This window comes from Mycolicibacterium obuense, assembly GCF_055397605.1.
The window spans coordinates 3,655,946-3,670,645 of sequence record NZ_AP043663.1; the positions used below are offsets into that span (position 1 = coordinate 3,655,946).

Consider the following 14,700-nt stretch of genomic DNA (forward strand, 5'->3'; position numbering starts at 1 on the left):
GGGGAGGTCACATCCTGAAGACGCCGTAGGAGACCGGGTTCAGCGGCGCCTGGGCGGCAACCGAGAGAGCCAGTCCGACAACCGTTCTCGTGTCAGCGGGATCGATGACGCCGTCGTCCCACAGCCGGGCGGTGGAGTAGTACGGATTGCCCTGCGCCTCGTACTGGGCGCGGATGGGCGCCTTGAACGCCTCTTCCTCGTCCGCGGTCATGTCACTGCGAACGGTGGCGAGCACCGCCGCGGCCTGCTCGCCGCCCATCACCGAGATCCTGGCGTTGGGCCACATCCACAGGAAGCGAGGCGAATACGCGCGCCCACACATCGAGTAGTTTCCGGCGCCGTAGGACCCACCGATGACCACCGTGAGCTTGGGTACCCGGGCACAGGCGACCGCTGTGACCATCTTGGCGCCGTGTTTGGCGATGCCGCCTGCCTCGTAATCGCGGCCGACCATGAAGCCGGAGATGTTCTGAAGGAACAGCAGCGGGATCTTGCGCTGATCGCACAGCTCGATGAAATGCGCACCCTTGACCGCGGATTCGCCGAACAGCACCCCGTTGTTGGCGACGATGCCGACGGGATGGCCGTGGATGCGCGCGAAGCCGGTGACCAACGTGGTGCCGTAAGCGGCCTTGAATTCGGCGAACTCACCACCGTCGACGATGCGGCTGATCACCTCGTGGACGTCGTAGGGCACCCGGGGATCGACGGGGACGACGTCGTAGAGCTCGGTCTGGTCAGCCACCGGGTCCACGACGTCGGCGACGTCCCAGGGCGCGTCGGCCTTCGGCGCCAGGGTGCTGACGATACGGCGGACGATGCGCAGCGCATCGCGATCGTCGTGGGCGAGATGGTCGGCGACCCCGGACACCTTGGCGTGCAAGTCGCCGCCCCCGAGTTCCTCGGCGGTGACGACCTCTCCGGTCGCGGCCTTCACCAAAGGCGGTCCGCCGAGGAAGATCGTGCCCTGGTTGCGCACGATCACCGATTCGTCGCTCATCGCCGGCACGTAGGCGCCGCCCGCGGTGCACGATCCCATGACCGCGGAGATCTGGGGAATTCCGTTGGCGCTCATGGTCGCCTGGTTGTAGAAGATGCGCCCGAAGTGGTCGCGATCGGGGAAGACCTCGTCCTGCCGCGGTAGGAATGCGCCGCCGGAGTCCACCAGGTAGAGGCACGGTAGCCGGTTCTGCAGCGCGATCTCTTGCGCGCGAAGGTGTTTCTTGACCGTCACCGGGTAATAGGTGCCGCCTTTGACCGTGGCGTCGTTGGCGACGATCATGCATTCGCGGCCGGACACCCGGCCGATGCCGGCGATCATGCCGGCGCCCGGGCACTCGTCGTCGTACATGCCGTTGGCTGCCAGCGCAGCGATCTCGAGAAAGGGGCTACCCGGATCGAGCAGCCCGTCCACGCGGTCGCGGGGCAGCAATTTTCCTCGCGCGACGTGCCGATCGCGAGCGCGCTGCGAGCCGCCGAGAGCCGCGGCGGCCAACTTTTCCCGCAACTGCTCGACCAGTTCGGCATGGTCGTCACGATGTGATGTCCGCGTCGGCATCCTCGGAATCCACCTCAACTAGAGTTAATGGCGACTAACTGGTGGTATGTTAATCGCAATTAACTCGCGTTGTCCACGATCGGATCGACAGGATGCGCCATGACCGACGCCGCGACCACCGCCGCAACCAGAAACGACGCCACCTCCCGGCGCAGCCGGGCTAAGTCAGACCGGCGCAGCCAACTGCTCGCGGCGGCTGAGCATCTCTTCGCCGAGCACGGCTACCTCGCGGTTCGACTGGAAGACATCGGCGCCGAGGCAGGTGTCAGCGGACCGGCCATCTATCGGCACTTCCCCAACAAGGAAGCGCTACTGGCCGAATTGTTGGTCGGCATCAGCACCCGGCTACTGGCGGGTGCGTCCGAGGTCGCCGACGCCACACCTGACCCCGATGACGCGCTGGCGGCCCTGATCGATTTCCACCTCGACTTCGCCCTCGGCGAGTCCGACTTGATCCGCATTCAGGATCGCGACCTGAACAGTCTGCCCGCGACCGCCAAGCGTCAGGTCCGCCGGGCGCAGCGTCAGTACGTGGAAGTCTGGGTCGGGGTGCTGCGCCGCCGCCAGCCGAACCTGTCCGAGCCGTCAGCCCGGGTGATGGCGCACGCGACGTTCGGCCTGCTGAACTCGACGGCTCACACCGTCAAACCAGCGACCACCAAATCGGCCATCAAAACGACCGAGGCAACGCTGCGAACCGTCTTGCGCGCAATGACGGTCGCAGCGCTGACCTCGGCCGAGATCGAAATCAGTTGAGCGTCAGTACCAGGCTCGCCGGCCACCCACGGGGCGACCGATGGACCCGAGCACCCAGAAGACAGCACCGATCACCAGCAGCACCACGCCGATGTAGAGCACTGTCGAGATGTGCAAGAACCAGCCCAGAAGCAACAGGATCACGCCCAGGACGATCATGACTCCTCCAATCCCAGAAAGATCAGCGGTTACTGACTCGGTTGCGGCACATTGCAATCCGTGACCTTCGGATTGACACCCGCGTAGTTGAGCGGTCCGGCCACGACCGTCAGCGCGATGCTCCCGGCGGTGGCGCAGTTGGCCTCGCCCCCGGTGAAGTAGTCACGCTGATAGGCGGCGAACACCCCGATCAACAACCAGACGAGCACAATGACGCCGAGAATTCCTCGCATGCCCTGCCTCCTCCGTCATCGCGCCCACTTGGCGCGCAGTCGGGTTTACCCGGCGGATAATTACGGTAAACACCGCCGCCGGGTCGGCTCAGGGTCGGCTCAGCTCGAGAACGCGGCCGTCAACCAACTCGTCATCGCCTTGAGCAGTACGGCACGGTTCTCGCGCTTGTCGATCTCGTGTCCGTCGTCGTCGAAGAGCAGGAGTTCAGCCTGCTTACCCTGCGCCACCAACGACTCGTACATCTGCTGCGACTCACTCGGCGGCACATTGGTGTCGTTGAGGCCGTGCACCAACAGAAGTGGAGCCGTGATCGCGTCCGCGCGCGGCAGCGGCGAGAGCTGTTCGAGCAGATCCTGATCGCTGACCGGGTGGCCGTACTTCGGGTAGGCGGCCGAGGCGATCCACTGCTCGGTGGTGCGATACCAGTTGTTGAGATCGCTCATCCCACAGATGCTGATGCCGGCGGCGAAGTCGTCGGGATGGAACGCCAGCGCGGCCTGGGTGAGATATCCGCCGTAGGACCAGCCGCAGCACGCGACGCAACCGTCGGGCGCGTACTCGTGGTCGACCAGGAAGCGCACCGCGTCGGAGACGTCATCGATCGCGGCGAACCGCCGTTCCCGATCGTCGGCGTGCATGAACGACCGGCCGAAGCCGCCGGAACCGCGCACATTCGGGAGGAACACGCAGATGCCCGCCTCGAGCAACCCGGGGAAGAACTCGTTGTAGCCCGGCCTGCCCTGTCCTTCGGGACCACCGTGGAGGAACAGCATCGCGCCGATGGTCGCCACCCCAGGCGGCGGACGGAACAGCCAGCCGGTGAATTCCAGACCGTCGCGCGCGGTGACGGTCTCCAACGTCGGGTCTGCCGACACCGGGCCGCTGCTCGGCTGGCGGTCCACCGGCTCCCACTCACGCGTCCGCGGATCGACGAGCTCGACGGTGGGCGGCATCGACGGCCCCTCGACCGTCAGCGCCAGCATCGATCCGCCGGCGCTGATCGAGAGTTCACTGGCGACCATGCCGGGCAACGGGATCGGATCGTAGAGCGTGTAGTCGGCGTACTCGAGGATCTGTAACTCGCTGGCGCCGTGGCGATTCCACAGCATCGCCACGGTGGACAGGTCATCGCTGACGGTGAACTCGTCGAGTTCACAGCCGGCCCGCTCGGCCACCACGTGGTAGGCGACGCCGTCGGCAGTGACGGTCACCTCGAGCAGACGCGCGTACTCGGTGCCGTTCTCGCTGCGGATCAGAGCGCGCACGTACCCTTCCGTGCTGTTCACGTCGTAGTCGCGCGCCGGGTGATAGAGCTTGGTCTGTTCGCCCTCCGGCCCGTAGCGCAGCCGCCGCGGACTGTGATCATCGAGGATGATGCCGGTGTCGGTGGTGGAGCCGGGATCGAAAGGCAGCAGGCCGGTCTCGGTGAGTCCGCGCAGCATGATGAGATCGCGGTAGCCGCGGGGTCCCACCCGCACCAGCGACGCGCCGCACCACGCGTCGACCAGGCGGCCCGCCGAGCGCCTGTCGAGCACGATCGTCGAACCGTCCGACGGATCGATCAGACACGAGCTGCCCACACCGTCCTCGCCGGTGAGGATCGCCGCGACCCGGGTGCCGTCCCAGCTGATCAGCTCAGCGGTGCCGTCGGCTCCCGACGGCCAATGATCGATGCGCCGTGCCGCACGGTCGTCGGGATCGGTTGTGACAACCCAGATCTGGCTTCGGGTACCACCCTCGGGTGCGACCTGACAGGCCAACCAGTGGCCGTCGGCCGAATGCAGGACCCTGGTCACCGGCCCGTCGACGGGCAGTTCCACGTCGCGCGACGAGCTGGCTCGCCAGCCCCGGAGGAACCGCTGCACCGCCCGCGGGTATCCCCCGTCGTCGACCAGATGAGCGAAGGCGGTCGCGTCGGGCGACATCGACGCCCCGTAAACCCGACGAACCTGCTGTGCCACGGTGCTCGATTCTCACACGGTCGGCCCCGGCCGGCGCCTCGGGCCACCGGCTCGCCGCCACAGGTACCCTGCAGCCATGAGGTGGGTATGACGGATTCCCCCGACAGACGTCGTGACGAACCGACGCAGGCCTTCGGCGGCGGCTACCCCACCTATCCCGGTTACACCGACCCCGCCTACGCCGGTCAGGCCCCGTACGGGCCGCCCTACCAGCCACCGCCGCGCCCGACCGAGCAGCTCCCCCCGTACTCGTCCTACGGCTACGACCCGTACGCCACCGGTGCGCACCAGTACGGTCCCGGCACCGCCTACGGCAGCGAACCACCGCCACCGCCGGAAGATCCCAAGCCGCCGCGATGGCTCTGGGTGGTCGCCGGGCTCGCCGTCCTGACGATCATCGGCCTCGTCATCGCGCTCGTGATCGTCAACAGCTCGCGACAGGACACCGTCATGGCGCCGGCACCGGCCGCCCCGGAACCGACCGTCACCTCGACCCGGCCCACGCCGACGACCACGTCCCGCACCCCACGCACATCGGTCCTGCCGGCACCCACAGAGCCTTCGCTGCCGACCACCACAGAGCCGGCGACCCCCGGGGCCACCGACACCGTCGTCTACACGGTGTCGGGCACCGGCCGCGCCCTCAACATCACCTACGTCGACACCGGCGGTCTGCTGCAGACCGAGTTCAACGTGATGCTGCCCTGGACCCGCGAGGTGTCGCTGCCGGAGCCCGCCGAGCGCTCGGCCAGCGTCAGCATCATCAACGTGGGTCGCAGAGTGACGTGCTCGATCACCGTCGACGACACCCTGGTGCAGCAGCGCGACGGCGCCGGCCTCACCGTCTGCGCGGCGGGGCGGCGCTAAGCGTCGACGTGCCTGCCGGGCACCCGCACGAACGCGAACGCGACCAGGCCCAGCACCAGGACGACCAGGATGCCGCCCAGGCCGGCGCGATCGCTGTCGAAGATGTCGATGAACGCCGAGAACAGCCACGGTGCGAGGAAGGTGGCGGCGCGCCCGGCGGTGGCGTACAGGCCGAACGTCACACCCTCCTTGCCGTGCATCGCCATCCGCATCATCAGCGTGCGCGCCGAGGCGCCCACGGGGCCGATGAACAGACACAACGCCAGTCCCAGGATCCAGAACGCCAACGGACCGGACACCGTCAGCAGCGTCAGCCCGACGGCGATCATCGCCACCAGCGACGTGATGATGACGCGCCTGGCACCCAGCCGGTCGTCGGCGAAACCGCCGATCACCGCGCCGACGGCCGCGACCACACAGGCCGCGATCCCGAACAACAGCACATCGGCGGACGAGACTCCGTAGACCTGCACACCCAGCACGGCACCGAAGGTGAACACACCGGTCAGTCCGTCGCGGAACAGGGCGCTGGCCCCCAGGTAGTAGATGACGTTGCGGTCGCGGCGCCATTCCTGCCGGATCTCCCGCCAGATGCGTCGATACGCACCGACGAAGCCCACTCGCGGCGGCAACGCACCCGCGCCCGCGGGTCCGCGGAGCAGTAGCGGCAGTGCGAACAGCGCGAACCAGGCGGCCACCAGGAACATCGCAGCGCGCACGTTCTGCCCGTCGGCGGTGGGCAGCGCCAGCAGCCCGCGCGTGTCACCGGTTCCCGCCACGAAGCCGACGTAGACGATGACCAACACCATCACGCTGCCGACATAGCCTGCGGCCAAACCCAATCCGGACACCCGGCCGGCGGTCTGCGGAGTGGACAACTCGCGCAGCATCGCGTTGTAGGGCACCGTGGCGAGCTCGCTCAGCGCCGCGGTGACGGCGAGCATCACCAACCCGGGGAGCAGGAAGCGGTGATCGTCGCGAATCAGACTCATCGACGCGGTCAGCACCACCATCGCCCCGGTGAGCAGCGCCAGCGCCCGGCGCCGCCGGCCCGGCGCGTCCACCCACACCCCGGTCACCGGCGCGAACACCGCCACCATCAGCCCGGCCACCGCCAGCGCGCGACCCAGCCAGCTCGCAGGACTGACATCGCCGGGCAGGTCGTCGCCGACCGCATTGGTCAGGTACACCGAGAAGACGAACGTCACGACGATCGCGTTGATCGGGGTGGCGCCGAAATCCCACAGCACCCAGGCCGCGACGCGGGAGCGCACCGGACCGGCGACGGGAGCCTGGACCGGAGACGACTCGCTCATGGACGCCCACGATATAGTCAGCGCCCATGCCCGTTCCCGGACCCAGTGCGCAGGCGCGCGCGGTCGTCACCGGCGCGTCCCAGAACATCGGCGAGGCGCTGGCCGTCGAGCTCGCGGCCCGCGGCCACCACCTGATCATCACCGCTCGGCGCGGAGAGGTGCTCGAGGCTCTCGCCGAACGTCTCCGCAGCCAGTACGGCGTCACCGTGGAGGTTCGCGCGGTCGACCTGGCCGACCCGGCCGCCCGGGCCGAGCTCTGCACGGAGCTGGCCGACCGCGAGATCTCGATCCTCTGCGCGAACGCCGGCACCGCCACGTTCGGGCCGGTGGTGACGCTGGACCCGGCCGAGGAACGCAAACAGGTGCAGCTCAACGTGCTCGGGGTGCACGATCTGGTGCTCGCGGTCCTGCCCGGCATGGTCGCCCGGCGCGCCGGCGGCATCCTCATCTCTGGTTCCGCGGCGGGCAACTCCCCCATCCCGAACAACGCCACCTACGCGGCGACCAAGGCGTTCGCCAACACCTTCAGCGAATCGCTGCGCGGCGAGGTGAAATCCGCCGGTGTGCACGTCACCGTGCTCGCACCCGGGCCGGTGCGCACCGAGTTGCCCAACCCGGACGAGCAGTCGCTGGTCGAGCGACTGATCCCCGACTTCCTGTGGATCGACACCGAGTACACGGCGAAGGTGTCGCTGGACGGGTTGGACCGCAACAAGATGCGCGTCGTCCCCGGCGTCACGTCGAAGGCGATGTCGGCGGCCAGTGGCTACGCACCGCGCGCGATCGTCGCGCCGATCGTGGGTGCGGTGTACAAGAAGCTCGGCGGGGACTAGCTGGCTGACTAGCGGCGCCGCCGGCGGCGTCCGGTGCCGAAGATGCTGCGGGTGATCTCGCGGCCGATCACCGTGCCCGCCGAGCGCATCGCGCTCTTGAAGGCCGGACTGTCCATCACGGTGTCGAGGAAGCCGGGTTCGCGTGGCTGCACCGGCTCCGGCATCGGCGGTAGATCCCACGGCTGCGGCATCGGAACCTGTTGCGGCGCAGGGGCTTGCGCCTGCGGCACTTCGGCGGGCGGGGCCAGTTTCGCCGCCAGCCGCTCGTAGGCCGATTCCCGGTCGACGGTCTGGCCGTATTCGGCCTGCAGCGGGCTCGCTGCCGCGGCCGCCCTGATCGCGTCGGTGCCGATGGTGTCCATCAGCGAGCGCGGCGCACGCACCCGCGTCCACGCCACCGGTGTCGGCACCCCGTTCTCTGACAGCACCGTCACGATTGCCTCCCCGATACCCAACGAGGTCAGCGTGGACTGCAGGTCGTAGACGTCGGTCTTCGGGTACGTCCGCACCGTCTTGTTCAGCGCCTTCTCGTCATCCGGGGTGAACGCCCGCAGCGCGTGCTGGATGCGGGCCCCGAGCTGGCTGAGCACGTCCTTGGGCACATCGGTCGGCTGCTGGGTGCAGAAGAACACGCCCACACCTTTGGAGCGGATGAGCTTGACGGTCTGCTCGACCTGGGCCAGGAACGCCTTCGACGCGTCGGTGAACAGCAGGTGGGCCTCGTCGAAGACGAACACCAGCTTGGGTTTGTCGACGTCGCCGACCTCGGGCAGCGTCGTGAACAGGTCGGCGAGAACCCACATCAGGAACGTCGAGAACATCACCGGCCGGGTGGCCTGCGCGCCGAGTTCCAGCAGCGAGATCACGCCGCGGCCGGACGGGTCGACGCGCAGAAGATCGGCGGGCTCGAGCTCCGGTTCACCGAAGAACGTGTCGGCGCCGTCGGCCTCCAGATTGACCAGGGCACGCAGGATCACCCCGGCGGTGGTCGTCGACACCGCACCCAGCGCCTTCAGTTCGGGCTTACCCTGCTCGCTCGTCAGGAACTGGATCACCGACCGCAGATCCTTGACGTCGAGCAGCGGCAGCCCCTGCTGATCGGCCCAATGGAAGATCAGCCCGAGGGTCGACTCCTGAGTTTGGTTGAGGCCCAACACCTTCGACAGCAGGATCGGTCCGAAGCTGCTGATGGTCGCGCGCACCGGCACCCCTGAGCCCGACGTGCCCAGCGACAGGAACTCGACTGGAAAAGACTCCGGCGTCCACGCGTCGCCGGTGTCGGCGGCGCGCTGGGTGACTCTGTCGCTGACGGCACCCGGCCGGGACAACCCGGAGAGGTCGCCTTTCACGTCGGCCATCAGCACCGGCACACCGGCCGCCGACAGTTGCTCGGCCAGCATTTGCAGCGTCTTGGTCTTGCCGGTGCCCGTCGCACCGGCGACCAGTCCGTGGCGGTTGAGCGTCGCCATCGGGATCCGCACGAGCGCGGTCGGATCGCTGGCCCCGTCGATGACGACCGAGCCGAGTTCGAGTGCGGGACCCTCACCGGCATAGCCCGCCGCGATCTGCTGCGCTGCATTGCTGGGCGACTCCGTTGCCATGCGTCGCACCTTAGTGGGGTGCGAGGAATTAGTGTGGATCGCTGTGCGTGACGAACTGGTGTGGATCGACTGTGAGATGACCGGCCTCGATTTGGGCACCGATCGGCTCATCGAGATCGCGGTCCTGGTGACCGACTCGGAGCTCAACATCCTGGGCGACGGGATCGACGTGGTGATCCACGCCGAGGAGGACGCGCTCACGTCGATGGTGGACGTCGTCACCCAGATGCACACGAAGTCGGGGCTGATCGACGAGGTCCGGACGTCGACGATCGATCTCGCCACCGCCGAGACCATGGCGCTGGACTACATCCGCGAGCACGTCAAACAGGCCAAGACGGCGCCGCTGTGCGGTAACTCGATCGCCACCGACCGCGGCTTCCTGGCCCGGGATATGCCCAAGCTCGACGACTACCTGCACTACCGGATGATCGACGTCAGCTCGATCAAGGAACTGTGCCGCCGCTGGTATCCCCGCATCTACTTCGGCCAGCCGGAAAAGGGACTGGCGCACCGCGCGCTCGCCGACATCCACGAGTCGATCCGCGAGCTGAAGTACTACCGCCAGACCGCGTTCGTGCCGCCGCCCGGACCCGCGACCAGCGAGATCGCGGCGATCGCGGCCACCCTGGGGCCGGATTCGACAACTGATTCGGCTCCCGGGGGATCCACCGGCTAGTATCGACGACGCCGCGTAAGCGGCAATGGTGGCTGTAGTTCAGTTGGTAGAGCACCAGGTTGTGATCCTGGCTGTCGCGGGTTCGAGTCCCGTCAGCCACCCGAGGTTGGGTACATCGCCCCATCTGCATCCGCGGATGGGGCGATGCTCTTTCGCGGGGAGTCTCGAGTCACTCGGCGTCGTCGATGTCGGCGTGTTCTCGGACGTACTCGGCGAATCCAGGCGCGGTGAAGCGCATCTTTCCGTGAGACGACGGCGCGATGAGTCCCTTGTCCATGAGTGATTGCCGCGCCATGCTGATCGCGGTCGAGGTGGTTCCCATTCCCGCCGCGACGTCTTTTCGTTTGACATCGCCATCCCCGAGAGACGCCATCGCGGTGATGAATTTTGCTTCGACGCGAGTCGCTTGCGTCCACCGCGAACGAAAGAGCGCATCTCGCGCGATGCGGTACTCATCGCGTGCCGCCGGATGGTGGTGCATGGTCAGTGCGCCACCGGGGCCCGGGTAACCGGCCGCTTCCCACATCTTGTCGCCGAACTCCTGCAGGAAATGCGGGTAACCCTGCGTCTCTGCGAGCACTGCCTCCAGCGCAGGTAGTTCCCACCCGACTCCGCACGCTCGCGCCGGCTCGACCAGCGCCATCACCGCATCGTCGTGAGACAGGTTGTTGAGGTGCCGATACTCGAAACGTTCGCCGAAGGTCACCGCCTTGGCCACCGTGTCCTGCGTATGGCTCAGTCCGGCGGCGAACACCGCTGCGGGCAGGTCAGCCGCCTCCGCCTGCATGTGCTGCCAGGCGTACGCGAGCGCACGAATGCCGACGGGGTCAGCGGCTTGCAACTCGTCGATGAAGACGACGAGCCCCACACCGCCTGCATCCATCACTCCGCGAGCGGCCGCGGTGAGTCCTGCCTGCAGAGCCCTGGCCGCCCCGACGAATTCGGGGGTGTCTTGGCCCCCGACTGCCGAGAGCGCTACGGAGGCGACCCCGAAGTTGAGCCGGATGGTTTTCAGAGTTTCCAGCAAGCCTGCCTTCGCCGTGGTCGTCCATTTCTCCGTCACGAGCTTTCCCAGCTCGTTGGCGAGATCCACGCAGAGGGACACAGAGTCACCCCCGGTCGCCCACACTGTAGTGAAAGTTCTTGTCTCTGCGTCTTTTTGAGCGACACGCAACAAGCTGGTCTTGCCGATCCCGCGCGGCCCCACGAACACGTGGATGCGACCGTCGAGCTCGCGGTACACGCTCAGATTCGTCAAGCTGACGTTGATCCGATTCCGATGGACGTCGCGGCCTGGCAGACTGTGGGCGATCGAACCCGGAGTGAACGGGCTTCGCTGCTGGGACACCACGCTGTATACCTTCTTATAGTTTCGGCGCTATCGGGGCTATTTATAAAGAAGCATACGGGGGACCCTGGCAGATGCATGCGAACTGACGAGCCCCGATCTCGGGATCGGTAGCGCACCCGCCGCTTTTGACTGTGTCTCGAACGCAACCGCGGAACACACGTCGAAAGGACTCTCAATGGAGAAGTCAAGCCGCCGTTGTGGTGACGGGGGGTGAATCAGGTTGCCAGGTGCGGTTGTCGCGGATGAGTGCGTAGAGGACGTTGGTGCGGCGTCGCGCCAGGCAGATGGTGGCCGGGACCGGACGCTTTCCTTCGTTTCGTTTGCGCTGGTAGTAGGCCCGAGAGTCGGCGTCACAACGTATCGAGGTCAGCGCCGACATGTACATGACTCGACGCAGACGACGGCTGTAGCGCTTGGGGGTGCGCAGGTTTCCGGTCCGCGTTCCCGAATCTCGAGACACCGGGGCCAAGCCGGCCCAGGCAGCGAGTTGGTCGGCCGAATCGATCAGCGCGGGATCACCGACTGCGGCCAGGAACTCGGCGCCGAGTCGGAATCCGATACCGGGCATGCTGGTGATCACCTCGGCCAGCCGATGGCGGCGAAATCGGCCCTCGATGTTGGCGTCAGTGGTCTTGATGCGGTCATCGAGGGCGATCACCCCCTGGGCCAGTTCAGAGACCAGGGTGGCGGCGACCTCCTCGCCGGGCAGCTTGACTGTTTGGGCCTTGGCGGCCGAGACAGCAGCGGCGGCGATGGTCGACGCGTTACGGACTCCAGCATCGGACAGTATCTTCGTCAGTCGCGAAACACCGCTCTGCCGAATGGCTTTGGGTCGTTGGTAGCGCGCCAACAGCACCACCCAGCCGCGGTCGGAGCTGAGTTCGGCGACCCGTTCCAACGCTGGGCAGATGGCGATCAGTTGCTGATGCAGCCTGTTGATGGTGCGGGTGCGATCAGCCACCAGATCAGCGCGATGAGCGGTCAGCATCCGAAGTTCGGTGACCAGGTCGTCGTCGGGATGCAAGACCGGCAGATCCTGCCCGCGCATCCGCGATTGATCAGCGATCACGCGGGCATCTTTAGCGTCTGTTTTGGACTCACCTCCGCGATAAACCGTCGAGGCCTGCCACACCGCTCGGCCCGCCAGATAGCGCACCGACTTGCCAACGTCGGCCAGCACCGTCAACAGCAGGGTGGCGTAGGTCATGGTCAGGTCCACCGTCCAGGACACCCGCGGCCCCAACCCGTCGACCTGCGTGATCAGCTCGCGGATGGACTGCTCGTCGTTGACCAGCTTGCGCGAGAGCACCACTGTCCCGGTGGTGTCGACCACACACACCCAATGATGTTCCCTACCGACATCCACACCAGCCCACAACTGGTCCGTTGTCATCGATTCTCTTTTCGTTTGTCTGCCAACATCATTCCCACGGACAACCCCGCCAGCATTTCCTTAAACAAGCGATCACATCGCAGATCTCAATCAGCGGCCAGAGAAGTCCAGGCAGGCCGGGCGGCCAGTCCTTTCAAGCCGCACCACCAGGGCCGGCTACACCCACACAGCCTCACCCGACCCACCCGGGTCACAGCACAACGTAACAACACGAAGTAACTGCACCTACGAACTTAAGGACACCCCATGAAGCTCCCCGCCGCCCTCGAGCAGCACGTCAACTCGCTGTACCTGACGCTGAGCTACGACGTCCTGTTCGGCTCGCTGCTCTTCCAGATCGCGCTGTGGGACGTCATCGGCGTCGCCGCCGGCCTCACGTTCGCAGCGTTCATCCAACGCTACGTCAATCACTCTGAGGCGCAGCAGCCCCGGGAGTGACGTCGGCCCGTCATCGACCTGACATCACCCCGCCGGCGGCCGGCGGGGCGATCGGCGTCAGATGTTGGCGTTGCCGGCCTTCCACTGCGACCACGGGATGTTCCAGTCCCCGAGGCCGTCGGTCCCCGGCAGGGGCGACCCCACGGTGTTGACGATCTCGACGATGTCGCCGCGCTTGGCGTTGTCGTAGAACCACTTGCCGTTGCTCGTGCTCACGTTGATGCAGCCGTGGCTGACATTGCTGTAGCCCTGACTGCCCACCGACCACGGAGCGGCGTGCACGTAGATGCCGCTGTACGAGATCTGCGTCGCCCAATCCACCTCGGTGCGATAGCCGTTCGGTGATTCGACAGCGACACCGTAGGTCGACGAGTCCATCACCATGTGCGCCCGACGGTCACCGACGATGTACGTGCCGTTGTTGGTCGGCGTGCTGTTCTTGCCCATCGACACGGGCATCGACTTGACGACCTCGCCGTTGCGCTTCACCGTCAACGTCTTGGTGTCATCGTCGACGGTCGTGACGACCTGGTCACCGATCGTGAACGAGGTCGACACGTTCTCCTGGCCGAACAGGCCGTCCCCGAGATCGACACCGTAGGTGTTGACCGCGACCTCGACCTTGGTGCCAGGCTTCCAGTACTCAGCGGGCCGCCACCGCACCTCGCGATTGCTCAGCCAGTAGAAGGCACCCTCAACCTCAGGCGTGGTCTTCACCGTGATCGCACGTTGCGCCGCAAGACGATTGGTGATGTTCTCGTCGAACCGGACGGCCACCGGCTGCCCCACTCCGACGACCTCGCCCTCGTTGGGCAGCACGTAGGGCATCGTCAGGTTCTCCGGTGAATGCGTCTCGAACGACATCTGCCGCTTGGCGACCCCACCGAGACCCAGCGACTCCGCGGTCAGCGTGTAGCGCTTGTTGTAACCGAGCGGCTCCACCGTCTCCCACGTCAAGCCGTCGTCGGACAACCGGCCCTGCACGGGCTTGCCGCTCTGGTTCACCATCGACACGGCGCCCAGCACCCCGAACTCCGCGCTCACAGACACCGGCGAATCCACGCTCACCCCGACCGCCCCGTCCTTGACCGAAGACGTCAGCTTGGGCACCAGCAGGTCACCGAACGGTGTGCCCTTCTCGTCGATGACCTGAGGTGCCGCGGTGTCGGTGCCGCTCCCGCACGCTGTCATCGCCAGCGCCATCGCGGGAACGAGTACGACGGCGGCCAACCAGGCCCGCCCACGCCGCGCACGCCTCGCCGTGTTGCCCTGCGCCATACGTCACTCCACATCTTCTACAGGCTCTTGACAGGAATACTGACAGCGGATTCCCAGGATTGTTGACGCCGATTCTACGGGGCGTTTCGAGTGCGCGCGTGAACGCGGCGTTGCGATCGGGAAGTGCCTGTGACGAGCGGTTTCGTAGACGATTTCCATCCGATGCCGCGGGCCTGTTATTGTCTCCCACGCGCGCCGTTAGCTCAGTTGGTAGAGCAGCTGACTCTTAATCAGCGGGTCCGGGGTTCGAAACCCTGACGGCGCACCACCAAGAAA

The 14,700-nt window shown here is 66.5% G+C and carries 14 protein-coding genes and 2 tRNA genes; 7 read left to right on the forward strand and 9 right to left on the reverse strand.

Features of this window, described 5'->3' with window-relative positions:
• Positions 1–7: 7 nt before the first annotated feature.
• Entirely contained in the window at positions 8–1,558 is a 1,551-nt protein-coding gene (locus tag ACZ50N_RS17370) for a carboxyl transferase domain-containing protein (RefSeq protein ID WP_464473409.1), read from the reverse strand.
• Between the two features lie 99 nt (positions 1,559–1,657).
• Between ACZ50N_RS17370 and ACZ50N_RS17375 the strand changes: the two genes are divergently transcribed.
• Positions 1,658–2,314 (forward strand): SACE_7040 family transcriptional regulator, encoded by a 657-nt coding sequence (locus ACZ50N_RS17375; RefSeq protein WP_464473410.1) that lies wholly within the window; start codon positions 1,658–1,660, stop codon positions 2,312–2,314.
• Between the two features lie 3 nt (positions 2,315–2,317).
• Here ACZ50N_RS17375 and ACZ50N_RS17380 read toward each other — a convergent pair whose 3' ends face one another.
• The 3 genes from ACZ50N_RS17380 to ACZ50N_RS17390 form a co-directional block, all read right to left on the reverse strand.
• A complete protein-coding gene (locus ACZ50N_RS17380; protein WP_162938518.1) occupies positions 2,318–2,473 on the reverse strand; it encodes a DUF6131 family protein in 156 nt (51 codons plus the stop codon).
• Positions 2,474–2,502: 29 nt separating this feature from the next.
• Positions 2,503–2,706, reverse strand: a complete 204-nt coding sequence (locus tag ACZ50N_RS17385; RefSeq protein ID WP_046363917.1) for a hypothetical protein — start codon at positions 2,704–2,706, stop codon at positions 2,503–2,505.
• A gap of 99 nt (positions 2,707–2,805) precedes the next feature.
• Positions 2,806–4,632, reverse strand: a complete 1,827-nt coding sequence (locus tag ACZ50N_RS17390) for an alpha/beta hydrolase family protein (protein WP_048423761.1) — start codon at positions 4,630–4,632, stop codon at positions 2,806–2,808.
• 123 nt (positions 4,633–4,755) lie between these two features.
• Here ACZ50N_RS17390 and ACZ50N_RS17395 point away from each other — a divergent pair, with 123 nt between their 5' ends.
• A complete protein-coding gene (locus ACZ50N_RS17395) occupies positions 4,756–5,535 on the forward strand; it encodes an MmpS family transport accessory protein (RefSeq protein ID WP_464470427.1) in 780 nt (259 codons plus the stop codon).
• Here the strand turns inward: ACZ50N_RS17395 and ACZ50N_RS17400 are convergent.
• Complete coding sequence (locus tag ACZ50N_RS17400) at positions 5,532–6,851, reverse strand: MFS transporter (RefSeq protein ID WP_464473411.1); 1,320 nt, start codon at positions 6,849–6,851, stop codon at positions 5,532–5,534. The two genes, ACZ50N_RS17395 and ACZ50N_RS17400, sit on opposite strands and share 4 nt — an antisense overlap.
• 26 nt (positions 6,852–6,877) lie before the next feature.
• On the opposite strand from ACZ50N_RS17400, the gene cmrA reads away from it, so the two are divergent.
• Positions 6,878–7,684, forward strand: a complete 807-nt coding sequence (gene cmrA, locus ACZ50N_RS17405; RefSeq protein ID WP_046363921.1) for a mycolate reductase — start codon at positions 6,878–6,880, stop codon at positions 7,682–7,684.
• 8 nt (positions 7,685–7,692) lie between these two features.
• Here cmrA and ACZ50N_RS17410 read toward each other — a convergent pair whose 3' ends face one another.
• Complete coding sequence (locus tag ACZ50N_RS17410; RefSeq protein WP_073683421.1) at positions 7,693–9,285, reverse strand: helicase HerA-like domain-containing protein; 1,593 nt, start codon at positions 9,283–9,285, stop codon at positions 7,693–7,695.
• A 43-nt stretch (positions 9,286–9,328) separates the two neighbouring features.
• Here ACZ50N_RS17410 and orn point away from each other — a divergent pair, with 43 nt between their 5' ends.
• Both orn and ACZ50N_RS17420 read left to right on the forward strand, forming a co-directional pair.
• On the forward strand, positions 9,329–9,964 hold the full coding sequence (gene orn, locus ACZ50N_RS17415; RefSeq protein ID WP_046363925.1) for an oligoribonuclease: 636 nt from the start codon (positions 9,329–9,331) through the stop codon (positions 9,962–9,964).
• Positions 9,965–9,992: 28 nt separating this feature from the next.
• A tRNA-His gene (locus ACZ50N_RS17420) sits at positions 9,993–10,065 on the forward strand.
• A 68-nt stretch (positions 10,066–10,133) separates the two neighbouring features.
• Here ACZ50N_RS17420 and ACZ50N_RS17425 read toward each other — a convergent pair.
• Together ACZ50N_RS17425 and ACZ50N_RS17430 are read right to left on the reverse strand one after the other, a co-directional pair.
• Positions 10,134–11,315, reverse strand: coding sequence for an ATP-binding protein (locus ACZ50N_RS17425; protein WP_083614603.1), 1,182 nt, complete (start codon positions 11,313–11,315; stop codon positions 10,134–10,136).
• A gap of 184 nt (positions 11,316–11,499) precedes the next feature.
• On the reverse strand, positions 11,500–12,708 hold the full coding sequence (locus ACZ50N_RS17430; protein WP_464473412.1) for an IS110 family RNA-guided transposase: 1,209 nt from the start codon (positions 12,706–12,708) through the stop codon (positions 11,500–11,502).
• A gap of 246 nt (positions 12,709–12,954) precedes the next feature.
• On the opposite strand from ACZ50N_RS17430, the gene ACZ50N_RS17435 reads away from it, so the two are divergent.
• The gene (locus tag ACZ50N_RS17435; RefSeq protein ID WP_048423766.1) at positions 12,955–13,146 is read left to right on the forward strand and encodes a hypothetical protein; all 192 of its coding nucleotides are present in this window, start codon (positions 12,955–12,957) and stop codon (positions 13,144–13,146) included.
• Positions 13,147–13,203: 57 nt separating this feature from the next.
• Here ACZ50N_RS17435 and ACZ50N_RS17440 read toward each other — a convergent pair whose 3' ends face one another.
• Positions 13,204–14,424 (reverse strand): L,D-transpeptidase, encoded by a 1,221-nt coding sequence (locus ACZ50N_RS17440; protein ID WP_046365968.1) that lies wholly within the window; start codon positions 14,422–14,424, stop codon positions 13,204–13,206.
• 192 nt (positions 14,425–14,616) lie between these two features.
• On the opposite strand from ACZ50N_RS17440, the gene ACZ50N_RS17445 reads away from it, so the two are divergent.
• Positions 14,617–14,692, forward strand: a tRNA-Lys gene (locus ACZ50N_RS17445).
• Positions 14,693–14,700: the final 8 nt, after the last annotated feature.